General features: G+C 70.0%; 18 protein-coding genes and 1 tRNA gene. 6 read left to right on the top strand and 13 right to left on the bottom strand.

Translation table 11 applies throughout. From position 1 onward, the window contains the following. Positions 1–28: 28 nt before the first annotated feature. The 3 genes from ACFHWS_RS13335 to ACFHWS_RS13325 all read right to left on the bottom strand — a co-directional run bounded on the left by ACFHWS_RS13335 (position 29) and on the right by ACFHWS_RS13325 (position 6305). Positions 29–2512 (bottom strand): DNA gyrase/topoisomerase IV subunit A, encoded by a 2484-nt coding sequence (locus tag ACFHWS_RS13335; protein ID WP_416555093.1) that lies wholly within the window; start codon positions 2510–2512, stop codon positions 29–31. Between the two features lie 40 nt (positions 2513–2552). Next, positions 2553–4610 (bottom strand): DNA gyrase/topoisomerase IV subunit B, encoded by a 2058-nt coding sequence (locus ACFHWS_RS13330; RefSeq protein WP_416568284.1) that lies wholly within the window; start codon positions 4608–4610, stop codon positions 2553–2555. A 255-nt stretch (positions 4611–4865) separates the two neighbouring features. Then, entirely contained in the window at positions 4866–6305 is a 1440-nt protein-coding gene (locus tag ACFHWS_RS13325; RefSeq protein WP_416568283.1) for an endo-1,4-beta-xylanase, read from the bottom strand. A gap of 391 nt (positions 6306–6696) precedes the next feature. Here ACFHWS_RS13325 and ACFHWS_RS13320 point away from each other — a divergent pair, with 391 nt between their 5' ends. The 3 genes from ACFHWS_RS13320 to ACFHWS_RS13310 all read left to right on the top strand — a co-directional run bounded on the left by ACFHWS_RS13320 (position 6697) and on the right by ACFHWS_RS13310 (position 10254). Continuing rightward, on the top strand, positions 6697–7695 hold the full coding sequence (locus tag ACFHWS_RS13320; RefSeq protein WP_416568282.1) for a threo-3-hydroxy-L-aspartate ammonia-lyase: 999 nt from the start codon (positions 6697–6699) through the stop codon (positions 7693–7695). A gap of 86 nt (positions 7696–7781) precedes the next feature. Beyond that, positions 7782–8219 (top strand): SCP2 sterol-binding domain-containing protein, encoded by a 438-nt coding sequence (locus ACFHWS_RS13315; RefSeq protein ID WP_416555085.1) that lies wholly within the window; start codon positions 7782–7784, stop codon positions 8217–8219. Further along, positions 8167–10254 carry a glycogen debranching N-terminal domain-containing protein gene (locus ACFHWS_RS13310; RefSeq protein ID WP_416568281.1) on the top strand — a complete coding sequence of 696 codons (2088 nt, stop codon included), beginning with the start codon at positions 8167–8169 and terminating at the stop codon, positions 10252–10254. Before ACFHWS_RS13315 ends, ACFHWS_RS13310 begins: the two co-directional genes overlap by 53 nt. 26 nt (positions 10255–10280) lie before the next feature. Here ACFHWS_RS13310 and ACFHWS_RS13305 read toward each other — a convergent pair whose 3' ends face one another. Together ACFHWS_RS13305 and ACFHWS_RS13300 are read right to left on the bottom strand one after the other, a co-directional pair. Next, positions 10281–11267, bottom strand: a complete 987-nt coding sequence (locus ACFHWS_RS13305) for a diacylglycerol/lipid kinase family protein (protein ID WP_416555081.1) — start codon at positions 11265–11267, stop codon at positions 10281–10283. A gap of 22 nt (positions 11268–11289) precedes the next feature. Continuing rightward, positions 11290–12744 (bottom strand): glycoside hydrolase family 43 protein, encoded by a 1455-nt coding sequence (locus ACFHWS_RS13300; RefSeq protein WP_416555079.1) that lies wholly within the window; start codon positions 12742–12744, stop codon positions 11290–11292. A gap of 303 nt (positions 12745–13047) precedes the next feature. Here ACFHWS_RS13300 and ACFHWS_RS13295 point away from each other — a divergent pair, with 303 nt between their 5' ends. Further along, a complete protein-coding gene (locus ACFHWS_RS13295; RefSeq protein ID WP_416555077.1) occupies positions 13048–13734 on the top strand; it encodes a nucleoside/nucleotide kinase family protein in 687 nt (228 codons plus the stop codon). A gap of 21 nt (positions 13735–13755) precedes the next feature. Here the strand turns inward: ACFHWS_RS13295 and ACFHWS_RS13290 are convergent, their stop codons facing one another. Further along, a complete protein-coding gene (locus ACFHWS_RS13290) occupies positions 13756–15033 on the bottom strand; it encodes an MFS transporter (protein WP_416568280.1) in 1278 nt (425 codons plus the stop codon). Positions 15034–15363: 330 nt separating this feature from the next. After that, complete coding sequence (locus ACFHWS_RS13285) at positions 15364–16932, bottom strand: cellulose-binding domain-containing protein (RefSeq protein ID WP_416568279.1); 1569 nt, start codon at positions 16930–16932, stop codon at positions 15364–15366. Positions 16933–17312: 380 nt separating this feature from the next. On the opposite strand from ACFHWS_RS13285, the gene ACFHWS_RS13280 reads away from it, so the two are divergent. Then, positions 17313–18302 carry a M20/M25/M40 family metallo-hydrolase gene (locus ACFHWS_RS13280; RefSeq protein ID WP_416555069.1) on the top strand — a complete coding sequence of 330 codons (990 nt, stop codon included), beginning with the start codon at positions 17313–17315 and terminating at the stop codon, positions 18300–18302. A gap of 43 nt (positions 18303–18345) precedes the next feature. After that, positions 18346–19119, top strand: a complete 774-nt coding sequence (locus ACFHWS_RS13275; RefSeq protein ID WP_416568278.1) for a thioesterase II family protein — start codon at positions 18346–18348, stop codon at positions 19117–19119. Between the two features lie 139 nt (positions 19120–19258). Here the strand turns inward: ACFHWS_RS13275 and ACFHWS_RS13270 are convergent. The 6 genes from ACFHWS_RS13270 to ACFHWS_RS13245 form a co-directional block, all read right to left on the bottom strand. After that, a tRNA-Pro gene (locus ACFHWS_RS13270) sits at positions 19259–19332 on the bottom strand. A 107-nt stretch (positions 19333–19439) separates the two neighbouring features. Continuing rightward, entirely contained in the window at positions 19440–20825 is a 1386-nt protein-coding gene (gene der, locus ACFHWS_RS13265) for a ribosome biogenesis GTPase Der (protein WP_416555065.1), read from the bottom strand. Further along, a complete protein-coding gene (cmk, locus tag ACFHWS_RS13260) occupies positions 20822–21502 on the bottom strand; it encodes a (d)CMP kinase (protein ID WP_416555063.1) in 681 nt (226 codons plus the stop codon). The genes der and cmk overlap by 4 nt, the downstream gene beginning before the upstream one ends. Positions 21503–21601: 99 nt before the next feature. Further along, positions 21602–22342: a pseudouridine synthase gene (locus ACFHWS_RS13255; RefSeq protein ID WP_416568277.1), complete on the bottom strand. Its 741-nt coding sequence runs from the start codon at positions 22340–22342 to the stop codon at positions 21602–21604. Next, positions 22329–23135 carry an SMC-Scp complex subunit ScpB gene (gene scpB, locus ACFHWS_RS13250; protein WP_416568276.1) on the bottom strand — a complete coding sequence of 269 codons (807 nt, stop codon included), beginning with the start codon at positions 23133–23135 and terminating at the stop codon, positions 22329–22331. The genes ACFHWS_RS13255 and scpB overlap by 14 nt, the downstream gene beginning before the upstream one ends. Further along, positions 23132–24070 carry a segregation and condensation protein A gene (locus ACFHWS_RS13245; protein WP_416555059.1) on the bottom strand — a complete coding sequence of 313 codons (939 nt, stop codon included), beginning with the start codon at positions 24068–24070 and terminating at the stop codon, positions 23132–23134. Before ACFHWS_RS13245 ends, scpB begins: the two co-directional genes overlap by 4 nt. Between the last annotated feature and the right edge of the window lie 21 nt (positions 24071–24091).

Genomic DNA, 24091 nt, shown 5'->3' with positions numbered 1-24091 from the left:
CCGACGGCACCGGATCGGCCGCCGGTGGTCAGCCTCGTTCTAGCAGGTGACCGATGACCTGCGGGGCCAGCATCACCGGGGTGCCCGAACTGTCCCGGCGCGGATCGAGCTGCGGCAACGCCACCGACTCCCCGGACGGGGTGGCACCGACCGGTCGGGAACCCACCCAGGCCAGCTCCAGCCCCGACTCGCCCTTGAGGAACCGCTGCACCCGGACCCCACCGGTGGCCCGGCCCTTCGCGGGATACTCGGCGAACGGCGTGACCTTGACGTGATGCCCGGTGGAGGTGACCACCATCGGCTCTCCGTGCACCGGGTCGTCGGTCCGTACGGCGGCGAAGAACAGCACCCGGGCATCGGCCGCGAGGTTGATCCCGGCCATGCCGCCGCCCTTGAGCCCTTGCGGACGGACCAGCTTCGCGGCGAACCGCAGCAGCGAGGCGTCAGTGGTGACGAACACCAGGCTCTCGGTGCCGTCGGTCAGCCAACTGGCTCCGACGACCTCGTCGCCGTCGCGCAGACCGATCACCTCGAACTCGTCCGCGCGTACCGGCCAGTCCGGCGCGCAGACCTTCACCACGCCGTGGCGGGTGCCCAGCGCGAGTCCCGGCGCGTCCCGTTGGGTGGCCGGGGCCAGGCCGACAACCTGCTCACCCGTGCCCAACGGCAGCAGTTCGGCGACCGGCATGCCGCCGGACAGCGACACCGTTCCGGAACGCTGCGGCAGCACCGGCAACGGCAGAACATCGGTACGGACCGCCCGGCCGGTGCTGGTGATCAGCAGCACCTGGCCACGGGCAGTGGCCGGCACCACGGCCTGCACCGCGTCGTGCCGGGCCCGGCTGTTGCGCCGGGCATCCTCGACCGACTCCTCGCTCTCGGCGACGGTGCGGGCGACCAGCCCGGTGGCGGACAGGATGACCTGGCAGGGGTCGTCGGCGACCTCCAGCGGACCGGCCGGGACCGAGGCGGCCAGCACTTCCTTGAGGTCGCCGTCGACGAGAGTGGTCCGCCGGGGGGTGGCGAACTGCTTGGCCACCTTGGCCAGCTCGTCGGAGACCAGCTTCCGCAGCGCCGCGGGGTCGTCGAGGATCCGCGACAGCTCGGCGATCTCGCTACGCAGCCGGTCCTGCTCGGCCTCGAGCTCGATCCGGTCGAACCGGGTCAGCCGGCGCAGCGGGGTGTCCAGGATGTAGCCGGCCTGCACGGCGGTCAGCCCGAACTCGGCCATCAGCGCGTCCCGCGCCGCCTGCGCGTCGTCGCTGCCCCGGATCAGCCGCACCACCCGGTCGATGTCGAGCAGGGCGATCAGCAGACCGTCGACCAGATGCAGTCGATCCTGGCGGCGGCTCCGTCGGTAGAGGCTGCGTCGGGTGACGACGTCGTACCGGTGAGCAAGGAAGGCTTCCAGTAGCTCCTTCAGCCCGAGCGTACGTGGCTGCCCGTCGACCAGCACCAGGTTGTTGACGCCGAACGACTGCTCCATCGGGGTCAGCCGGTAGAGATCGGCGAGCAGAGCCTGCGGGTTGACCCCGATCTTGCATTCGATGACCAGGCGGGTGCCGTTCTCCCGGTCGGTCAGGTCCTTGACGTCGGCGATGCCCTGCAACCGTTTGGTCTTGTTGACCTCTTCGGTGATCTTCTCGATGATCCGCTCGGTACCGACCCCGTAAGGCAGCTCGGTCACCGTGATCGCCTGCCGCCCACGGCTGCCCTCGAGCAGGCCGATCTGCACCTTGGCGCGCATCCGCACCACCCCTCGCCCGGTGGCGAACGCACGGCGCACCTCGTCGAGTCCGAGCAGCAAGCCACCGGTCGGCAGATCCGGGCCGGGAACGAACTCCATCAGCTTGTCGAGGCTCGCGTCGGGATGGCGGATCAGCCAGCGGGTGGCCGCGACGACCTCACTGAGATTGTGCGGGATCATGTTGGTCGCCATCCCGACGGCGATTCCGGACGCGCCGTTGACCAGCAGGTTCGGGAAGGCTGCCGGCAACACCTTCGGCTCGGTCAACGAGCCGTCATAGTTGGGCTTGAAGTCGACGGTCTCCTCGTCGAGTTCGCCGACGAGCAGCATCGCCGGGCGGGACATCCGCGCCTCGGTGTAGCGGCTGGCCGCCGGACCGTCGTCGGGGGAGCCGAAGTTGCCGTGCCCGTCGACCAGCGGCACGTTGAGCGAGAAGTGCTGCGCCATCCGGACCATCGCGTCGTAGATCGCAGTGTCGCCGTGCGGGTGGAACTTGCCCATCACGTCGCCCACCACCCGAGCCGACTTGACGTAGCCCCGGTCCGGACGGTGCCCCTGCTCGCTCATCGAGTAGAGGATCCGTCGGTGCACCGGTTTGAGCCCGTCCCTGGCGTCGGGCAGGGCTCGGGCATAGATGACCGAGTAGGCGTACTCCAGGTAGGAGTCCTGGATCTCGGTCTCCAGCGGGTTGTCCAGGATCCGGGCGCCGGCCTGGTCGAACGCGGACAGGTCGACCCCGGACTGCTTGCTCTTGCTGCGTGCCATCTCTACGTTCCCAGCGCTTCCTCGATCGAGCGGGTCATGCTCAGGCGTCGATACTCTCCTGGTCGACCCGGCCGGCCGAGTCGATCAGCCAGTTGCGGCGCGGCTCGACCTTCTCCCCCATCAGCAACTCCAGGGTGCGGTCGGCGACCTCCACGTCGGCCAGGGTGATCCGGCGTACCGAGCGAGTCGCCGGGTTCATGGTGGTCTCCCACAATTCGTCGGCGTCCATCTCGCCGAGGCCCTTGAACCGGGGCACCGGGGTGACGACCTGTCGCCCGGCCCGCTCGATGCGCCGTACGGTCTGCTCCATCTCGGCCTCGGTGAAGGTGAAGATGGTCTCCGCGTTGCGGCCCTTGGTGGTGATCTTGTGGAGCGGAGGCATCGCCGCGTACAGCCGGCCGGCCTCGATCACCGGGCGCAGATACTTGGCGAACAGGGTGATCAGCAGGGTCCGGATGTGCGAGCCGTCCACGTCCGCGTCGGCCATCAGGATCACCCGGCCGTACCGCATGGCGGCCAGGTCGAAGGTACGCCCGGTGCCGGCCCCGAGGACCTGGACGATCGCCGCAACCTCGGCGTTGCGCAACGTGTCGGCCAGGTTGGCCTTCTGCACGTTGAGGATCTTGCCCCGGATCGGCAGCAGTGCCTGGTACTCGGCGACGCGGGCCATCCGGGCCGAACCAAGCGCGCTGTCGCCCTCCACGATGAACAACTCGCTGCGTTGCAGGCCGGTCGACCGGCAGTCGACCAGCTTCGGCGGCATGGACGCCCCTTCCAGGGCGGTCTTGCGCCGAGCGGCGTCCTTCTGCTGCTTCTGAGTGAGCCGGACCCGGGCCGCGTCGACAACCTTCTGCAGCACGGTCCGGGCCTCGGTACGGGTTCGACGATCCTCCACCCAGGACTTGATGTGCCGCTCCACCACCGTCTGGACCACCCGGGTGATGCCTGCGGTGGAAAGCTCGTCCTTGGTCTGCGAGGTGAACTGGGGCTCCGGTATCCGCACGTGCACCACGGCCGTCATGCCTTCGAGGACGTCGTCGACGGTCGGCGGATCCTCCTTGGATTTTAGCAGGCCACGGCTGTTGCGCACCGCGTCCACGACGGCCCGGGTCACCCCGCGTTCGAAACCCCGCCGGTGGGTGCCGCCGTGCAGGTTACGGATGGTGTTCGTGAAGCATTCCACGGTCCGCTCGTAACCGGTGCCCCAGCCGAGGGCGACCTCCACCTCGGCCCGGCGCTCCACGTCCGACTGCATCACCCCGTTGGCGTCGGCGGCGTTCTCCTTGTAGGTGCCGGTGCCGGTGATGAACAGCGTACCGCTGACCGGTCGGTCCCCGGTCGGGGTGAGGAACTCCACCATCTCAACCAGGCCCCGGGGATGGTGGTACACCTCCTCGGCCAGCTCGCCAGAGGTGGCGTCGCGCAGCACGTAGGTGACCCCGGGTACCAGGAAGGCGGTGTTACGCAGCCTGGTCCGCACGGCCGCCACGTCGAGTGCGGCGCCGGCGTCGAAGTAGCGGGCGTCGTACCAGTAGCGGATGGAGGTGCCGGTGGCCTCGCCGCGCTTCATCCGACCGACCGCCCGCAGCCCCGACTGCCTGGTGAAGCCGGCGACCGGGCCGGGGCCGTCGAAGACCCCCGGGACGCCCCGCTGGAACGACATCTCCGACACCCGGCCGGCCCGCTTGACCCGTACGTCGAACCGTAGCGAGAGCGCGTTCACCGCCGACGCGCCGACCCCGTGCAGGCCGCCGGACGCCTTGTAACCGGAGCCGCCGAACTTGCCGCCGGCGTGCAGCCGGGTCAGCACCAGTTCGACCCCGGACAGCCCGGACCGGGTGTGTACGTCGGTCGGGATGCCCCGGCCGTCGTCGTCGACCTGGACCGAACCGTCGGCGTGCAGAGTCACCTCGACCCGGCTGGCGTGGCCGGCGACGCCCTCGTCGGTGGAGTTGTCGAGGATCTCGTTGAGCAGGTGGCCGACGCCCCGGCTGTCGGTGGAGCCGATGTACATGCCGGGCCGTTTACGGACAGCCTCCAGCCCTTCCAGGTGGGTGAGGTCGTCTGCTCCGTACAGCGTCTCAGATTGTGCAGTCAACGCGTCGAACTCCCGGTGCCGGCCCACGGTGCCCCGCCTCGCCGGTGCACAGGACCGGCCGGCAGGGCAACGACGGTGGCCTGCGAGCCACCGTCCGACGAGCGTAACCGCAGCCACCGACAGCGCCGCGCCGGGCCGGTACCGGGTGTCGCCGGGCCCAGACGGTCGCACCCCCCGCGCTCCCGATCGCCGCACGCGGGCGGGGCCGGTACGCGGGACGTCCCGCGTACCGGCCCCGCCCTGGGGTGGTTGCCGTCAGCCGGCGCTGCAGGTCGGGGTCATCCCGCTGCCGGTGCCAGTGCCCTGGAAGCCGAACTGAGTCGACTGCCCGGCACCGATCTGGCCGTTCCACGGTGCGTTGCTGAAGCGCACCGTGCCGGTGCTACCGCTGGCCTGAGAGTTCCACGCGTTGGTGACCGCCGCCCCGGACGGCAGGGTCATGGTGACCGTCCAACTGCTCGTCGAGGCGGACCCGGCGGTCACCCGCACGTTCGCCACGAAGCCACCTGACCACTGGTCGAGCGAGATCACCGCGGCTGAGCAGTTGCCATCACCTGGCGGCTGCGAGGGCGGCGGAGCCGTCGTGGGCGGCGGGGCCGTGGTCGGCGGCGGAGCCGTCGTGGGCGGCGGCGGAGCCGTCGTGGGCGGCGGGGTGCCGCCGGCGTTGAGCGCGGAGAGGGTCGAGTGGTACGCCTGCTTCTTGTTGCCGTTGCACTCGAACAGCAGCGGGGTGCCGCCGCTGCGCCACGAGTCGCAGTCCCGGATGCCCCAGGTGGTGATGCCGGTGCAGCGGGACACCGCCAGGCAGTCCTGCACCACGTTGCGGTAGGTGTTGGCCTGGCTGCTGCCGGAGCCTTCGATGTCGAGCTCGGTGATCTGCACGTCGACGCCGAGGGCGGCAAAACTGGACAGCGTGGTGCGGTAGTTCGACGGGTACGGCGAGCCGCTGTTGAAGTGCGACTGCAGGCCGACGCAGTCGATGGGTACGCCGCGCTGCTTGAAGTCGCGGACCAAGTTGTACGCGGCCTGGGTCTTGGCCCAGGACCAGTTGTCGATGTTGTAGTCGTTGTAGCAGAGCTTGGCGCCGGGGTCGGCGGCGCGGGCGGCCCGGAACGCCGCCTCGATCCAGTCGTTGCCGGTGCGCTGCAGGTTGGAGTCGCGCCGGGCACCGCTACCGCCGTCGGCGAAGGCCTCGTTCACCACGTCCCAGGAGTGGATCTTGCCCCGGTAGTAGGAGGCGACCTGGGTGACGTGGTTGAGCATGGCCTGGCGCAGTGGAGCGCCTTCCATCTGCCGCATCCAGCCGGGTTGCTGGGAGTGCCAGGCGAGGGTGTGGCCACGGACGGCCATGCCGCGGGAGATGGCGTGGTTGACGATCCGGTCGCCGTTGCTGAAGTTGAACTGGCCCTGCTGCGGCTCGGTAGCGTCGAGTTTCATCTCGTTCTCGGCGGTGACGCTGTTGAACTCCCGGTTGAGGATGTTCACGTACGTCGAATCGCTGAGCTTGTTGGCCGCGACGGCGGCACCGAAATACCGGCCGGACTGCTCCGCGGCCGCGCCGAGCGTGGACTCGGCGGCGCTGGCGGAGGTTGCGTACAGCAGCGAGGTACCGGCGGCAAGGGCAACCACCGCGGCGGAGGCCAACGCGGCCCGCGGTCCCCTTCTCCTCGGTCTGCTGGCTGATTGATGGGTCATGGCGATGGTTGCCTCTCGGTGCGGAGTGTGGTCGGCGGGTGAACCTCGGCCACACATCGACTTTCATCGAAGTGCTGTTGAGCGATGCTAACGGAAAATTTCCGGTAGCTCAATGACCAAGACCGATACCGGCGGACCCGCTGTTCAACCAGCGGTCCGGAGGACGGCAGCACGGCGTCGGCACCTGATGGCGAGACCAGAGGTACCAAAATTTTCGAAAAGATCCGAGCAGATCCGGACCGCGCGCAACACCATCAGCGGCACCGTCGCGCTACGGGTCGGCGGTGTCGGCCGCGCCCGGACAATGCGGCATGGACACCAGCCGGCCGGCTGCGACTCGCCCGGCCGCTGTATGGAACTCTGTCAGATGAGCGCCCCGGGAGGAAGCACCTTGACGGACTCGACACCGGTCACCCTGCACGACGTCCGCGACGCGGCCGCGCGGATAGCCGGCGCCGCGCACCGCACCCCTGTGCTGCGCTCGCGCACTCTGGACGCCATGGTCGGCGCCGAGGTCTTCGTCAAGTGCGAAAACCTGCAACGGGTCGGGGCGTTCAAGTTTCGTGGCGCCTACAACACAATCTCCCGGCTGTCACCGGCTCAGCTGGCCCGGGGCATCGCCGCGTACTCGTCCGGTAACCATGCCCAGGCCGTCGCGCTGGCCGCCCGGGAGTTGGGCAGCACCGCAGTGATCGTGATGCCGCAGGACACCCCGGCGGCCAAGATGGCGGCGGTCCGCGGTTACGGGGCCGAGATCGTCACCTACGACCGGTACACCGGTGACCGGGTCGCCATCGGTACGGCGTTGGCCGCCGACCGGGGACTGGCCCTGGTCCCGCCGTACGATCACCCGCACGTCATCGCCGGGCAGGGCACCGCAGCGCTCGAGCTGGTCGAGGAGGTCGGCCCGCTCGACGCGCTGCTGGTGCCGGTCGGTGGCGGCGGGCTGGCGGCGGGCACCGCAGTCGCCGCGAAAGGACTACTGCCCCGGATCCGGGTGATCGGCGTCGAACCGGCGGCCGGCGACGACACGTTGCGATCGCTGGCCGCCGGCCGACGGGTCACCATCCCGGTGCCACGCACGATCGCCGACGGGCAGGCCGCCGAGACGCCCGGTGAGCTGACCTTCGCGATCAACCGGCAACTGCTCGACGACATCGCGCTGGTCGATGACGACGAGATCCGGATGGCGATGCGGTTCGCCTTCGACCGGATGCGGGTCGTCGTCGAGCCCAGCGGCGCGACCGGGCTGGCCGCCCTACTGGCAGGTCGGTCGGTATCGACGCTACGGCGGGTCGGCGTGATCGTCTCCGGCGGCAACGTCGATACCCGGCGCTTCGTCGACCTGATGTCCACCGCCGAGTCGCCCCGGCCGGCTGATCCCAGGTAACTCACCCGACGCGGGTGATGCGGGTCGGTCTCGGCCCGACCTACGGTGCACCGAGGACGTCACACGGCGCGAGGAGGTGGGGTCGGATGGTCGACACGGTCGAGGACGCGCTGGATCGGCTGGTTCGCGACGCAAGCTCGGTCCTGACCCGGCTGCCACCCCGGCTGAGCGGCACCGTTCGCTTCGACGTGCACGACGAGAGCAGGACGACGCACTGGTTTGTCACCCTGGGAACCGGGAAGGTCCAGGTGTCGTCGACGGGGCCCGAGCCGGATTCGATCATCCGCAGTGAACGGGTCCGCTTCGACCGGTTGGCCCGGGGCGAGGACCGGTTCATCCCCCTGCTGTTCCGCAACACGGTCGTCGTCGAGGGAGACCTGGGCCTTGCGGACCAGATCTGCCGGGTCCTGTTCGGCAGTGTGCCGGCCGGGCTGCATCCAAGGGACTTCACCCGGAGGGAGGCCGTCAAGAATGAACGAGAAGACCGTCAGCATCCTGGACGGGAACACCTTCGTGGTGACTGACGAACGCGGTGACGTGACCGCCTCACCGGACCTGCCAACCGGCCTGTTCTCGTTCGATACGCGCTTCCTCTCCACCTGGGTGCTCCGGATCGACGGCCATCGACTGAACGCGCTGTCCCAGGACGACCTGCACTTCTTCGAGACCCGCTTCTTCCTCGTGCCGGGCCGACCCACTCACTACGTCGACGCCAAGCTGTCCGTCATCCGGGAGCAGTCGATCGGCGCGGCGTTCGTCGAGCGGATCACCGTGCTCAACCATGACATCGCGCCGGCAACCCTGACCCTGCGAGTCGACATGGACACCGACTTCGCGGACCTGTTCGAAATCAAGGACGTTCAGCACAAGCGCGGAACGAAGTCGGTCCAGCACGACGACGGTCGGCTGCGGTACAGCTACCGGCGGGAGACCTTTCGGCGGGACACCGTCATCTCCAGCACGCTTCCGGCCCGGATCGACGACGACGGCATGACGTTCGACGTCACCCTGGAGCCGCGCGGTCAATGGCAGACCGAACTCCGGGTGGAACCGGTGATCAATGGCGGCGACCCCACGTCGCCGACCATCTGGGGCGCCTACCGGCGCCGGGCCCGACCGCAACTACGCCAAGAGCTGGAGCGCTGGATCGACCAGGCGCCGGAGTTGCTCGCCGACAACCCCAACCTCACCACGGCGTATGAGCGAAGCCTGATCGACCTCGCCGCCATGCGGTATGCCTCGCTGACCGCCACCGGCGCGATCCCGACCGCTGGGCTGCCCTGGTTCATGACGCTGTTCGGCCGGGACAGCATCTTCATCAGCCTGCAGACCATGCCGTTCCTACCCCAGCTGACTCCCCCGGTGCTGCGACTGCTCGGCTCATTGCAGGGCGGCAGCCTAGACGACCTGCGGGAGGAGGAGCCCGGCAAGATACTGCACGAATTCCGGTACGGCGAGTCTGCGGCGTTCGAGGAGCAGCCGCACACCCCGTACTACGGCTCGGCCGACGCGACTCCGCTGTTCGTGATCCTGCTCGACGAGTACGAACGGTGGAGCGGCGACGTCGAACTGGTCCGCGGGCTCGAACGCCAGGCCCGCGCCGCGTTGCACTGGATCGACGAATACGGGGACCTGGTCGGCAACGGCTACGTCTCCTACTGGCGACGCAACACCCGCAATGGTCTGGAGAACCAGTGTTGGAAGGACTCCTGGGACGCGATCTCCTACCGTGACGGACGGCTGTCCGCGCTGCCGAGGGCAACCTGCGAGCTGCAGGGTTACGCCTATGACGCCAAAATCCGTGGCGCCCGGCTGGCCCGCCAGTTCTGGAACGACCCAGCGTACGCCGACCGGCTGGAGCGGGAGGCCGCCGACCTGAAGCAGCGGTTCAACCGCGACTTCTGGGTGGCCGACGGCGAGTACTACGCGCTCGCTCTCGACCCGGACGGCACCCCGGTCGACGCGCTGGCGTCGAACATGGGGCACCTGCTGTGGAGCGGAATCGTCGAGCCGGATCGGGCCGGCAAGTTGGCCGAGTATCTGCTCGGGCCGGCGATGTTCTCCGGCTGGGGGGTACGGACGTTGGCCGAGACCGAGGCACGGTACAACCCGGTCGGCTACCACGTGGGGTCGGTCTGGCCGTTCGACAACTCGATCATCGCCTGGGGGCTGCGCCGGTACGGGTTCCGCGAGGAGGCCGCCCGGATCGCGGAAGGGATGATCGAGGCGTCCGGGTTCTTCGACGGACGGTTGCCGGAGGCCTTCGCCGGCTACCGACGCGAGTTGACCGAATATCCGGTCGAGTACCCGACGGCGTGCAGCCCACAGGGCTGGTCGGCGGGGGCGGTGCTGCTGCTGCTGCGTACCATGCTGGATCTCACCCCGTACCAGGACCATCTGGGCGTCGACCCGCATCTCCCGCCGTCGATACCCCGGATCGAGCTGCTCGACGTACCCGGCCGGTGGGGCCGGGCGGACGCGCTCGGCCGACGGGCCGAGCGTCACCAGCGGCAGCACACCGGGCTGCTCGCCCGGCTGGGACACAGCGACAACGGCTGACTCGGGGCGGCCACGCCCCGGGCCGGTCAGTGCGCGTCACGGGTACGTTCGACGAGCGCCGTGCCGCGCCGCGCGGCGGCGCCGGCGTCCACCGACAGGTCCGGGTCATCCGCCGGACGCGGCACGCACAGCAGCAACGCCGCCGGCTGGACCGTCACCCGCAGCGTGGCGCCGGGTTCGATCAGGTCGCCGTCGAGCTCGCGGGGTTGGTCGCGGTCACTGACCACCGACACCTCGCGCCCCCGGTACACCTGCATCCGCGGCACCCGTCGCCGACCCCGTACCAGTGCCCAGGCCAGCGCAAGCCAGTGCCGCAGCGTCCGTGGCGTCAGCACGGCGACGTCGAGCAGACCGTCGTCGGGTTCGGCGTCGGCCAGCAGGGTCATCCCGCCCTGCAGCCGGCCGACGTTGGCCACCAGCACGGTGCGGGCCCGGGACCGTACCGGCGGCTGGTCGTCGATCTGGACCTGCACCGGCACCGGCCGGTCCCGCAGGTGCCGCACGGCGCCGGCAACATACGCCAGCCAGCCGATCCGTGCCTTGGCCTGCTCGGAGGTGGCGGCCAGCAGGCTCGCGTCGAACCCCATGCCAGCCATCACCACGAAGCAGCGCTCGTCGTCGAGCCGACCGACGTCGAGCCGGCGGGTCTGCCGTTCCACCGCGACCTCCAGCCCGGCCGCGAGGTCGGTCGACAGCCCCAGGTTGGCGGCGAGCAGGTTACCGGTGCCGGCCGGCAGGATGGCGAGCGCCACGTCGGTGCCGACCAGACCGGCGACACACGACATCACGGTGCCGTCGCCGCCGCAGGCGAACACGACGTCAACCCCGGCCGCGACCGCGTCCCGGGCCTGCGTCCGCCCCGGTTCGGCGACCGTCGTCTCCAGCCAGATCGGTGCCGCCCAGCCGGCTTCGGCCAGGCTCGCGTCGACCGCCGCTCGCAGGACGTCGAGGTCAGTAACCTTCGTAGGGTTGACCACTACGGCGGACCGTACCGGCGCTGTCTGCTTCTGCACCAGGTCAGTGTGGGCCACCGGGTCAGCCGGTGACGCGGAAGGTGGCGTCGGCGCGTGCCTGCGCGTCGGCGATCGGGTCGAGGCGCAGTTGGTAGCCGTAGTGCCGGATGTAGCGGTCCGGGAAGTTGTAGGACTGGAACGACGACCATCCGGCGTCGGCCAGGCCGACGACCCGGCGGAAGGTGGCGTCGGCGGCGAAGACCGCCGAGCCGTCGTCGGGTGCCAACTCGAAGTCGAACGCGTAGTGCCGCAGGTAGTGGCCCGGATAGTTGACCGATTCGATCGAGACGTACCCCGAGCCGCCGGACAGGCCGGGCACCAGCCGGAACTGCGCGTCCTGGGCCGGGCTGACGTTGGCGTCGATGCGCACGTCGAAGTTGGCGTGCCGCACGTAGCGGTCCGGGTAGTTGTACGACTGAATTCGGTTCACCGGGGTGGTCGTGCCCCAGCGGGCAAGCACCCTGGACTGCTCGGCCGCGGTCAGGTTGAGGATCGATCCGTGCCGCTTGCGGCTGCCGCCCATGCTGTAGTCCGACCGGGTCCGGAAGTTGCCCGTGCCGCCCAGGTTAGTCGAGGTGACCGGCAGGTAGCCGCGGCCGGTGGCGTACTGGTCAAGCCAGAGCACCCACTCGTCACGGCCGTTGAACTGGGCCCACATCGGGCCCTCGACGACGTTGCCGCCGCCGGTGCCGTTGGAGATGCCCAGGTGCGACAGGTTGCCGAGGGTCGTCCAGTTACCGAGGATCGAGTTGCTCGCCTCGATGGTGATGTGACCGTCGGCCGACGCCCGGTAGTAGCGGTAGCCGCCGACGCTGTTCGGGACCTCGATGATCTGGGTGTCGATGATGCCCTGGCCGCTACCCCGATCGATGTACAGCTGCGGAGCACCGATGGTACGGAAGTCGCTGGTCCGCGCGTACCAGATGCGGTGCTTGGTGACCCCGTTGCGGGCCGAGTTGGTCGCCCAGTAGACGACGTAGTCACCGGTCGCCGGGTTGTAGATCGCCTCCGGTGCCCAGGCGTTGCCGGCGCCCGCGATACCGTTGGCGACGTTGAGCAGCCACGGTGCCGACCAGTTGACCAGGTCGGTGGACTCCCAGACGACGATCGAGGTGCTGCCCCGGTTGGCGGCGTCGTTCCACGACGTTCCGCTGGCGATCCGCAGATCGGTGGCGATGATCCAGTACCGGTCGCCGGCCGGTGAGCGGACCAGGACCGGGTCCCGCACGCCACGGGTGCCCACTGTGGATATCAGGACCGGGCTGCCGTTGTTGAGGTCGGTCCAGTGCAGCCCGTCGGTACTGTGCGCCAGATAGATCTGCTCGCCGTTGGTCGACTCCCCGGTGAAGTGGGCCAACAGGTATCCGGTGAACGGGTCGAGGGCGGCAGCCGGTCTCGCCGCGGTCACCGACCATGAGGTGAACAGCAGGCAGGCGGCGGCGAGGACGGCGCTGAGCCGGGCAAGGGTCCTCGGCATCGGGTCTCCTTCAGTTGGAGTTGGTCGGGTCCGGCCAGCGCCGGCGGTCCGCCGCCTACGTGCTGGCGCACGACGTGGCACTGCCGGGCACCGGACGGCAGCGACGCCGCAGGCGACAGGTATCCAGATCATCCGATGTTATCGCTAACACGGCACCCGGTACGATTGCCGCGCGATTGCCGGATTGAATCGACAGTGTTAACTACCTGCAGTCTCGATGTCAATGGGTCGAGGGCCGGCAGCGGATACCCGTGTCCGCCGGGGAGTCGGCCAACGGCTCCCCGGCGCTGCTTAAGCTGGTGCATGCTCGATGAACTCGTCGCACGTGCCCACCGGCTTGTCCCCCGCGACGGCCGACTCCTGCTCGGCATCACCGGCTGCCCGGCGGCGGGCAAATCGACGCTGGCGGCGCTGCTGGTCGCCGGGCTGCGGCAGGTCGGGGTTCCGGCGGCGCTGGTGCCGATGGACGGCTTCCACCTGTCCGACGCGGCACTGGACCGGCTCGGCCGGCGCGACCGCAAGGGCGCCATCGACACCTTCGACGGTGACGGCTACCTTGCCCTGCTGCACCGGCTGCGGACCGAGCGGCATCGGACCGTCTGGGCGCCGGGTTTCGAACGTGACCTCGAACAACCGGTGGCCGGCACCATCGCGGTGGACCCACCGGTACGGCTGGTCGTCACCGAAGGAAACTACCTGCTCGCGGACGCAGAGCCCTGGCCGGCGGTACGTGCGCTGCTGGCCGAGGTGTGGTTCTGCCAACTCGACGACGACGTACGGCGGGACCGTCTCATCCGCCGGCACGTCGAGTTCGGCAAGTCACCCGCCGCCGCCCGCGCCTGGGTAGCCACGGTCGACGACCCGAACGCCCGGTTGATCGGGGCCGGTCGAGACCGAGCCGACCTCGTCGTCGACATGACCACGTTGGGACCGGCCGACGGCAACGCTCCGCGCCCGGTTGACCGGCCGCCCCGGCCCGGCGGACGCTAGCGGCACGGCTGGCCGGCGGCGCTAACAGCACGGCTGCCCGCCGTGCCGGTCCGGCGGGTCTTCGGCTCCGCCGGAGGACGGGGCGGCCGCCGGGCCATCCGCCCGGGCCAGCAGGAACAACGGGAGCAGCACCGCCGCACCGGCACTGACCGCCAACACCGGGTACCCGACGGTGCCGAGCACCATTCCGGCACCGACGCTGGCCACCGCCGAGGCTCCCCAGGCGACCGCGTCCACGCCCCCCTGGACGTGCTGGCGGTCGGCGAGTGTCAACGACTGGGTGAGCAGGCCGCTGCCGCCGACGAAGGTGAGGTTCCAGCCGGAACCGAGTAGGAACAGCGCGACGTACAGCTGCGCGCTTGCGGCCGCCGGCACCAATGCGACCATCGTGGACAGGGCGATCAACCCGATGCCGGCGAGGATCGCCGTCCGTGCCCCGAACCGGTCGACGATGTGCCCGGACAGCGGCGCCAGCAGGAACATGCCGAGCAGGTGCGAGCTGACCACCGCACCTACCGCGCCAAGGTCGTGACCGTGCATGTCCATGTGTAACGGCGCCATTGTCATCACGGCGACCATCGACACCTGGCCGGCGGTCATCGACACCACCGCGGTACGGACCACCGGACGTCGCCACACCCCGACCGACACGGCACCCGGCTTCGTGTCACCGGGCGTCAGGGCAGCGCGCCGCGTACCGGCCCGGGTCGTCGGCAGGGTCGCCGACGCCGCTGCCGCGGCACCCGCACCGACCAGCGCCAGGAGGTACGGCCCGGCGAGCGGCGGCAGACCCAGCCCGGCGGAGAACCGCGCGAGTGGCGCGATCAGGTTGGGCCCGGCCAACGCGCCGACGGTACCCGCCCAGACGACGACGCCGACCGCGAAACCCCTGCGGTCGGGCGGGTACAGGTCCGCCGCGCAGTACCGGGCCAGCTGCGCTGCGCCGTTGCCGACACCGAGCAGCAGCATGCCGACCATCAGCGGGCCCGCCGCGTCGGCCAGCACGGCGCCGCCCGCGACGACCGCACCGACGGCCGCGACCAGGTAGCCCAACACGAGCGCGGTACGGCTGCCACGTCTGGCCAGCACGGCGGCGAGCGTCAGGGTGCCGACGGCGGAGCCGACGATTCCGGCCGCGTTCGGTATGCCGCTCCACAGCGGGCTGAGCAACTGCGCCCCGACGAGAGTGCTCACCGTGCTCGCACCGACCATCGGCACGTGGGTCACCGCCGCGCCGGTGAACAGCGCGGCCATCGGCCGGTGTCGGGTCCGGCGGGCCTCGACCGCGGCGGGCACCATGGTCAGCCAGGTCTCTCGACGAGGATGCCCCTGGGCACTGGCACAGACATGTGCCGACCTCTTCTGCGAGACGTCGGCTGTGGCGGAACGTTGTCAAGATTCTTTACGGCTGGCGGCTGCGGTGCTTCTCCGGCGTTGCCCGGCCGACGTGTCGGGTGCAGACGACGGGCGGGCCATCGGTTTCGCCGATGGCCCGCCCTGTGCGGTGCCGGCCGGCTCACGGCGTACCGCGGCCGGAGGTGCCCGGGTCAGAGGTGTCAGTTCGGGGCGTGGACTCCGGTCGCCGCGTAGTCCTTGATGGATCCTCGGACGTACATCTCGCTTCCGGTGTTACCAGCCGGCGAACGGCGTGGTGGAGGCGTTGCGTCCGTACACGTCTGTGTAGACCGTGGATGGCCCGCTGTTGCGCACCGAGAAGGTGCCGGGCCGGTACTCGCGCAGGGTGCCCTTGAACGGCGATCGGGGATCGCCCCAGGCGACCTGTTGGCCGGTCTGCTGGGTCACCTGTCGAGCCTCGGCGCAGTAGTCGCCACCGACCAGGTCGGTGTAGCACAGGTCCACGATCCGGCCCATCCTGTTCGGCAGTGTCGGGTCGTAGTACCGGGAGGGATTGACGACGTAGAACAGCCGCGCGAGGTGAAAGTCCAGCCCGGAGCCCGTCACCCGCACGTCGGAGAACCAGAAGTCGTCCATGTCGGAAACCGTGAACGGCACCGGGTTGGGGTAGAGCGGGTCGAAATGCGTACGACCTTCCCGGATCGCGTCGATACAGCCGTTCTCGGCGATCAACCGGCTCAGCGATCGGGTGTCCGACGGCGAGTCCGCCGGCACCGGGGGTGCGACGTCGATGAGCGGACGACCGAAGCCGGGGCATTCGCTGGGGCTGAAGCCGCCGGGTCGGCCAAGCGGGATCATCGCGTTGTATCGAGCCTCGGTGACCGGGCCACCGTTGCTCCCGACGCAGCGCTGGTTGAACAGCAGCTCGTGGACGTTGTTGGTGAACGCGTCCGGCGAGTGGGTACCCTGGCGGAACTTCAGCAAGACGTCGCAGACGGCGATCGTGGGCCGCTCCGGTGGGAAAAAGCTGGTGCCGTTGTCCCCCTGGATGACGTTGCTGTTGTTCACCACCAGTACCTTGTGCCCGACGTGGTCCTCGTGGCGGTGACTGTGGTCGGGCATGTTGTCCAGCATGACCTCGCTGGTGTAGCCGAAGGCCGGCCAGCCTGCGGTGCCGTACAGGTCCGAGGTCCGCGGATCGTCACCGTGTTCGTGGCCGAAGTAGCAGCCGCTCGGGTGCCAGGTCGGGTAGACCTTGCCGTCTGGGCCGTAGGTCCAGTACCGGGCGTGGATCTCGACCGAGCACTCGCCGGCCCGCGGCAGGTAGCCCTTCTCGTTGGCGGTGGCGATCAGTTCGTACGCCCGGCTCCTGGGCGCGCTCGCCGGTGGCAGCGCAGTGCCCCAGGCCGGGTCGCCGGGCGGCATCGGCGGCGGCGCGGTGGTCGGCGGTGGACTGGACGGCGGCGCGGTCGTGGGTGGAGGGGTGGTGGGGTCGGTGGGCGACCCCGTACAGGTGGTGCCGTTGAGCGCGAAGCTGGTCGGGGCGGTGTTGCTGCCGTTCCACGACCCGTTGAAGCCGAACGACGTAGTCGCCCCGGTAGCGATGTTGCCGTTGTAGCTGGCGTTGCGGGCAGTGATCTGTCCACCGCTCTGCGACACCGTGGCGTTCCACGCCTGGGTGATCTGCTGACCGTTGCCGTAGCTCCAGGTCAACGTCCACGAGCTGACCGGGTCACCGAGGTTGGTGACGGCCACGCTGGCCGTGAAGCCACCCGGCCACTGCGAGGCGACGGAGTAGGTGACGCCGCATCCGACGGCAGCGTACGCGGCCGTGACGGCCACTCCGCTTCCGGCGATGACGGCCGTCACGGTCGCGGCTGACCACAGCCGGGACCGGTACCGGTGTTAACGCATGTGCTGGCTCTCCTCCACTGACGTGCGGACGGATCGACAGGGCGCGCTGTCACCTACGGTCGACCACCCCGGGTGGCCTGAAGCGCGAGGTGTCCCGGTGTGGCGCGGCACGGGTGGCACCGGGCAGCGCAGCGTGGTGGATCGTCCGAAGGGAAGACAGCGAACGCACCATCGATAGATGCTCATAAATGTTATGCCGGCGCACTCACTGTCAACTGGATACGCTGACGTCCACCGATGTAAGGTTGATCATCTTTGGAGCAGCCGAACCTCGCCTACCCGTTCTCGACCCCGGGCAGGTCGAACGTGTGCGCGAGCTGCGCGCGACCGTCGACGCCGACGCGCTCCGACACGAGCTCCGGACACTCCCGGCACCCCGGGTCCGGGTGCTCACCCCGGACGCCTGCGCCGAGCTGGACGGTGACCTACGGGACCGTTTCGCGGCAGCGGGCTGGACGGCCCGACTCGACCGGTTTCACGCGCGGGGTGTCCCCCAGTGGGGGCCGAGCGGGCGGTACGAGGACGTCCTGACCGACGTGGACATCGACGGCGTCAACATCGTCGCCGCCAAGGAGGGCGAGCTCTCCGAGGTGGTCCTGGTCCTCGCCCACCACGACACGGTTCCAGGCACCGGCGGCGCCGACGACAACGGCACCGGCGTGGTCGGACTACTGGAACTGGCACGACTGCTGGGTGGGACACGGTTCCGCCGTACGGTGCTGCTCGTCGCGGTCGACCACGAGGAACTCGGCTTTCACGGTGCCCGTCACCTGGTGCGGCAGATGTCGGTTGCCAGGCGGAAGGTGGTCGGCGCCTATGTGTTCGAGATGCTCGGATTCGCTAGCACGGAGCCCGGCAGCCAACATCTGCCGACCGGGCTCGGCCTGCTCTACCCTGGGCAGATCAAGCGAATTCGGCGCGACGGGCAGCGAGCGGACTTCGCTGCCGTGCTCTACCAGCGGTCCAGTCGTACGATGGCGACGCTGTTCGCGGCCGCCCTGACCCAGCTGGCCGGCCCGACCGGCACTATTCTGCTCCGCGCACCCACCGACCTCCCTGTGCTGGGGCCGCTGCTTGGCCGTTTCGTGCCGTTCACCCAGCACTTCGCGCGCAGCGACCACCTGCCGTTCTGGGACGCCGATCTGCCCGCGGTCCAAATCACCGACACGGCCAACTTCCGCAACCCGCACTACCACCGGGCCGGCGATGTCCCCGAAACGGTCAGCATGCAGCAGGTGGCGGACGTGGTCGCAGCCACCGCCCTGGCCGTGGAGATCCTGGCGGAGCGGCTCGACTAGCCGGCACTGGCGCCCGCGAAGCCTGGACGGCATCCTGACACCCATGACATCGATCACCGCAGGTGCCTGGATTCGCCGTTACCACTCGGCGGCGGTGGACGCGCCGCGCCTGATCTGCCTCCCGCACGCCGGTGGCAGCGCCAGCTTCTACTTCCGGCACTCGGTCGCCCTGGCCCCCGCCGTCGCGGTTCTCGCCGTGCAGTACCCCGGTCGCATGGAGCGCCACGACGAGCCCTTCGCCAATTCCGTCGCCGACCTCGCAGACGGAGCCTTCGACGCGCTCGCCGCCCTGCCCGACCTCGGCGGCGACGTCTCCCTCTTCGGACACAGCATGGGCGCGACCGTCGCCTTCGAGGTGGCACGACGGCTGGAGAACCGGCTGGGGCTCACTCCTCGCCGGCTCTTCGTCTCCGGCCGCCGCGCTCCGTCCCGGCACCGCGATGAACGCGTACACACTCTCAACGACGACGGCCTCATCGCCGAACTGACGGCCCTCGACGGTTCCGACAGCCGGGTCTTCGCCGACCCGGAGATGCGGGCGCTGCTGCTGCCGGCGATCCGCAACGACTACCGTGCGATCGAGACCTACCGGTGCGCCCCAGACGTGACGATCTCCGCCCCGGTGACGGTACTGACCGGCACCGCCGACCCGACGACCACCCCGGACGAGGCCGACGCGTGGCGCCGGCACACCACCGCGGGCGTCACCATCCACACGATGACCGGCGGGCACTTCTTCCTCAACGAGCACCGCCCAGCCGTCCTCGAAATCGTCACCCGGTCGCTGTCGGCACGCGACGGTATGCCCGACCGGTGAGGCGCCCGGACCCGCAACGCAAGTCACTCAACCGCATGTGCGAACGACGGGTCTAGATCAGCAATCTCCTACCGAGGCACAGTGCATTAGAAGCTGCTGACCAGAGATTACTCCTGGTCAGCGGCTTCTTTAACAACTGTCGGGACGGCCGGATTCGAACCGACGACCCCTTGACCCCCAGTCAAGTGCGCTACCAAGCTGCGCCACGTCCCGCCTCCGCCGACACAACGCCAGCGGCAGCCGGTACAGCGTAGCGCACCGGTCGGCCAGGACTCCGTGGCCCCACCCGACGGCCACGACAGCCACAGCGGCAACAGGCGTCAGCCGTGGGCCTTGCCCCGCCCGCCGGGACCCACCTGCTTGCGCGGGCGCACCGTGACCTCGATCGGGGTTCCCTCGAAGCCGAACTCCTCCCGCAGCTTGCGCTCGACGAACCGCTGGTAGCCGGCATCGAGCGGGCCGGTGGTGAACAGCACGAACCGGGGCGGCGCCACGCCGGCCTGGGTGGCGAAGAGGATGCGCGGTGCGCGGCCGCCGCGTACCGGGTGCGGGGTGGCCTGCACCAGGGCGGTGATCCACTGGTTGAGCTGGCCGGTCGGGATCCGGGTCTCCCAGCTGGCCAGGGCGGTCCGCAGCGCCGGGGCGAGCCGCTCCACCGACCGGCCGGTCCGGGCGGAGATGTTCACCCGGATCGCCCACGGGATGCGCCGGAGATCCCGCTCGATCTCCTTCTCCAGGTAGTACCGCCGGTCGGCGTCGACCAGGTCCCACTTGTTGAACGCGATCACCAGCGCCCGGCCGGCCTCGACGACCATCGACAACACCCGCTGGTCCTGCTCGCTCAGGACTTCGCTGGCGTCGAGCAGGACGACCGCCACCTCGGCCGCTTCGATCGCACCGGCGGTGCGCAGGCTGGCGTAGTACTCGGTGCCGCTGGCCCGGTTTGCGCGCTTGCGCAGCCCAGCGGTGTCGACGAACTGCCAGGGCTCACCGCCGATCTCGACGATGCTGTCCACCGGGTCGACGGTGGTGCCCGCGACGGAGTCGACGACGGCCCGATCCTCCCGGGCGAGCCGGTTGAGCAGACTCGACTTGCCGACGTTCGGCCGGCCGACCAGGGCGACCCGGCGAGGGCCACGCGGCCCACCCGGCTCGGTGACCGGCGGCGGATCAGGTAACGCGTCGAGGACCGCGTCGAGCAGATCACCGGACCCGCGGCCGTGCAGCGCGGAGACCGGGTACGGCTCCCCCAGGCCGAGCGACCACAGGGCGGCCGACTCCAACTCGACGGACATGTTGTCGGCCTTGTTGGCGACCAGCAGGACCGGTTTGGCGCTGCGTCGCAGCATCTTGACCGCGGCCTCGTCGACGTCGGTCGAGCCGACCGTGGCGTCGACGACGAACAGGACGACGTCCGCAGTGGCCACCGCAGCTTCGGCCTGGGCGGCGATCGCGGCGGCGCGGTCGCGGGCATCCGGCTCCCAGCCGCCGGTGTCGACGACGACGAACTGCCGGCCGGACCAGTTGGCGTCGTACGGTACCCGGTCCCGGGTCACGCCCGGGGTGTCCTCCACCACCGCCTGCCGGCGGCCGATGATCCGGTTGACCAGTGTGGACTTGCCGACGTTGGGACGCCCGACGACGGCGACCACCGGGACCGGGGCAGCCGGCCCGGTCCGCTCGTCCGGAACCGCCTCGGCGCTCACCGGGTCGTCCGGGCTGCGAGCAGCTCACGGAGCCGGTCGACGACCTCGTCGATGCCCATCCCGGTGGTGTCCAGCTCGACCGCGTCGGCGGACTGCTGCAACGGGTCGGCGGCCCGGGTCGAGTCGAGCCGGTCGCGGCGGGCCAGCGCCGCCGCTGTCGCCGCCACGTCGGCGGCGGTCTCGGCGCTGCGCCGCATCGCCCGGGCCTCGGCCGAAGCGGTGAGGTAGACCTTGAGGTCGGCGTCGGGTGCGACGACGGAGCCGATGTCACGGCCCTCGACGACGATCGGGGCCGGCTGGTCGATCAACGCGCGCTGCTCGGCGACCAGCCGTTCGCGTACCGCAGGCACGGCGGCCACCGCGGACACTGCGGAGGTGACCTCCTGGCTGCGGATCTCGACGTCCACCGCGACGCCGTCCGCACTGATATGCGGTGCCGCCGGATCGGTGCCGACGGTCAAGGCGACGTCCGACGCGACCTTGACGACCCCGGGCGTGTCGTGCGGATTGACGCCAGACCGGAGCACCGCCCAGGTGATCGCCCGGTACATCGCCCCGGTGTCCAGATAGCGGGCGCCCGTCGCGGTGGCCAGTCGCCGGGAAACGGTGGATTTGCCGGATCCGGACGGACCATCCACCGCCACCACAAAGTGCCCGGTCCGTACCTGCTCAGCCACCGTCGGTTTCCTCTCTTCCGCACCACCGGCCCCGGTAGTCCCGGGAGCATCCACGAGAGCACCTGCCGAGTGCCCGCTTTCCGGGTCCATCATGCCTGGTTAGTCACTGACGGCCGCGAACAGGGCGGCGACCTCCGCGTTGTTCAGCCGCCGGGTCCGCCCCGGCCGCAGGTCACCGAGCCGGATCGGCCCGATGGCGGTCCGCGCCAGTCGCGAGACCGGGTGCCCCACCTCGTCGAACAGCCGACGCACGATGTGGTTGCGCCCCTCGTGCAGCACCACCTCAACCTGCGCGGTGCGACCCAGGGTGTCCAGCAGCGCGTACTTGTCCACTTTGGCCGGCCCGTCGTCGAGGTCGACACCGGCGAGCAGCCGGCGGCCGACCGCCCGGGGCACCGGGCCGGCGATCTCACACAGGTACGTCTTCGGCACCCCGTACGACGGATGCATCAGGCGATGCGCCAGCGTGCCGTCGTTGGTCAGCAGCAACAGTCCCTCACTGTCCGCGTCCAGCCGGCCGACGTGGTAGACCCGCTGGTCGACCCGGTCGAGCAGGTCCGACAACGCGGTACGCCCCTTTTCGTCTGCCATGGTGGAAACGACACCGCGGGGCTTGTTCATCGCCAGATAGGCGAGCCGGTGGTCGGCGACGACCCGTTCGCCGTCGACGTGGATGACCGCCGTACGCGGGTCGACCTTGTCACCGAGTTGAGCGATGCGTCCGTCGACCGTCACCCGGCGTCGGAAGATCAGATCCTCGCAGGCCCGCCGCGAGCCGACCCCGGCGGTGGCGAGCACCTTCTGCAGACGCTGGACACCGCTGTCGTCATCGCTGGGCATCGGCAATCTCTTCCACGTCGTCGGGCAGGAACGGCGCGAGCGAGGGTAGCTCCTCGACGCTGTCCAACCCCAGTTTCTCCAGGAACAGCGTCGAGGTGCGGTAGAGGTAGGCGCCGGACTCCGGCTCGCTGCCGCACTCCTCGATCAGGCCACGGGACAACAGGGTACGGATCACCCCGTCGCAGTTGACACCCCGGATCGCGGAGACCCGACCGCGCGTCACCGGCTGCTTGTAGGCGACCACAGCGAGGGTCTCCAGCGCGGCCTGGGTCAGCCGCGCCGACTGCCCGTCGAGCACGAACCGCTCCACGTACGGTGCGTACTCCGGACGGGTGTAGAGCCGCCAGCCGCCAGCCGCCCGGCGCAGGTCGAAGCCGTGACCGGCCGCGGTGTAGCCGGCGGAAAGGTCGGCGAGGACCGCGGCGATCCGGTCGGTGGGCTGCTCCAGCACCTGGGCCAGAACCACCTCGGCGACGGGTTCGTCGATCACGAGCATGATTGCTTCGAGCGCGGCGCGCAGCTCGCCGTCGTCGAGCAACGCCAGCGCCTCCGGTCGGACCGGCGACGGCTCAACCACCGGGGTCGGCTCAGTAGCTGGTGCCGGCTCAGCGACCGACACCGGTTCAGGCTCGGGGTCCGGCTCCGCCGCCGGGACCGGTTCAGGCTCGGGGTCCGGCGGCGGCTCCGGTTCGGGCGCGGGGGCACGCTCCGCTGGTACGGGGGCCCGAGCCCACGGTGGAACCCAGGCGGCCGCCTGCTCGGCGAGCGAGTCAGGCTGCTCGTCGGTGCTCACGAGGTCTCCTCCTGGACGGTGTCCGGCTGGGCGGGCGGTGCCGCCGCGGCGTCCCGTTCCTCCGGGTGGCCGGCGTACTCGTCGATGGTGAGCTCCCCGCCGCCGTCGGCGCCCCCGGTCCAGCGTACGGTCAGATCTCCCAGGGCCTGCTCCTGGCTGAAGCCGACCAGACCCTCCCGGTAGAGCTCCAGCAGCGCGAGGAAGCGTGCGACGACCTCCAGGGTGGACTCGCAGTCCAGGCACAGCGTCTGGAACGTCGCGGTGCCCATCCGGCGCAGCCGGTCACGCAACAGAGTGGCGTGCTCCCGCACGCTCACCCGGATCTGGTGCACGTGGTCGATGGAGACGACCGGTGCGACGCGTGGCGTCATCGCCCTGATCGCGAGCTTCGCGAGCCGCTCCGGACCGACACCGAGCACCAGTTCAGGCAGCGCCTGCGCGTACCGCTCCTCCATGGTGACCGAGCGGGGATAGCGGCGGGCCCCGGCGGTCTCCAGCTCGGCGATGTGCCCCGCGGCCTCCTTGAACGCCTTGTACTGCAACAGCCGGGCGAACAGCAGGTCCCGGGCTTCCAGCAGAGCCAGATCCTCTTCGTCCTCGACCTGGGCGGCGGGCAGCAGCCGGGCCGCCTTGAGGTCGAGCAGGGTCGCCGCGACGACCAGGAACTCACTGGCCTCGTCCAGGTCCCAGTCGTCGCCCATCGCCCGGATGTAGCCGATGAACTCGTCGGTGACCTGGTGCAACGCCACCTCGGTTACGTCCAGCTTGTGTTTCCCGATGAGCTGCAGCAACAGGTCGAACGGGCCGGTGAAGTTGTCCAGCCGGACGGTGAATCCGGTGCTCTCGCCGGGCCGGGCCACCCCGGCGGCGTCGCCGGAGCCGGGTGCCGTATCGGCCACCTGCCCAGCTGTCGCGTCGACCGTCGGAGCGCTCACCCGTCGACCGTAGTCCACCTG

Origin of the sequence: Micromonospora sp. LOL_013, from assembly GCF_048060315.1 — a bacterium.
Classification (GTDB): domain Bacteria; phylum Actinomycetota; class Actinomycetes; order Mycobacteriales; family Micromonosporaceae; genus Micromonospora_E.
This window is presented reverse-complemented; position numbering and strand designations above follow the sequence as displayed.

What these genes read in the sequence shown, in the direction of transcription:
- ACFHWS_RS13335 (WP_416555093.1), bottom strand. Translation starts at nt 2,512, where the DNA reads ATGGCACGCAGCAAGAGCAAGCAGTCCGGGGTCGACCTGTCCGCGTTC.
- ACFHWS_RS13325 (WP_416568283.1), bottom strand. Translation starts at nt 6,305, where the DNA reads ATGACCCATCAATCAGCCAGCAGACCGAGGAGAAGGGGACCGCGGGCC.
- ACFHWS_RS13315 (WP_416555085.1), top strand. Translation starts at nt 7,782, where the DNA reads ATGGTCGACACGGTCGAGGACGCGCTGGATCGGCTGGTTCGCGACGCA.
- ACFHWS_RS13310 (WP_416568281.1), top strand. Translation starts at nt 8,167, where the DNA reads ATGAACGAGAAGACCGTCAGCATCCTGGACGGGAACACCTTCGTGGTG.
- ACFHWS_RS13300 (WP_416555079.1), bottom strand. Translation starts at nt 12,744, where the DNA reads ATGCCGAGGACCCTTGCCCGGCTCAGCGCCGTCCTCGCCGCCGCCTGC.
- ACFHWS_RS13295 (WP_416555077.1), top strand. Translation starts at nt 13,048, where the DNA reads ATGCTCGATGAACTCGTCGCACGTGCCCACCGGCTTGTCCCCCGCGAC.
- ACFHWS_RS13290 (WP_416568280.1), bottom strand. Translation starts at nt 15,033, where the DNA reads ATGGTGCCCGCCGCGGTCGAGGCCCGCCGGACCCGACACCGGCCGATG.
- ACFHWS_RS13275 (WP_416568278.1), top strand. Translation starts at nt 18,346, where the DNA reads ATGACATCGATCACCGCAGGTGCCTGGATTCGCCGTTACCACTCGGCG.
- ACFHWS_RS13255 (WP_416568277.1), bottom strand. Translation starts at nt 22,342, where the DNA reads ATGCCCAGCGATGACGACAGCGGTGTCCAGCGTCTGCAGAAGGTGCTC.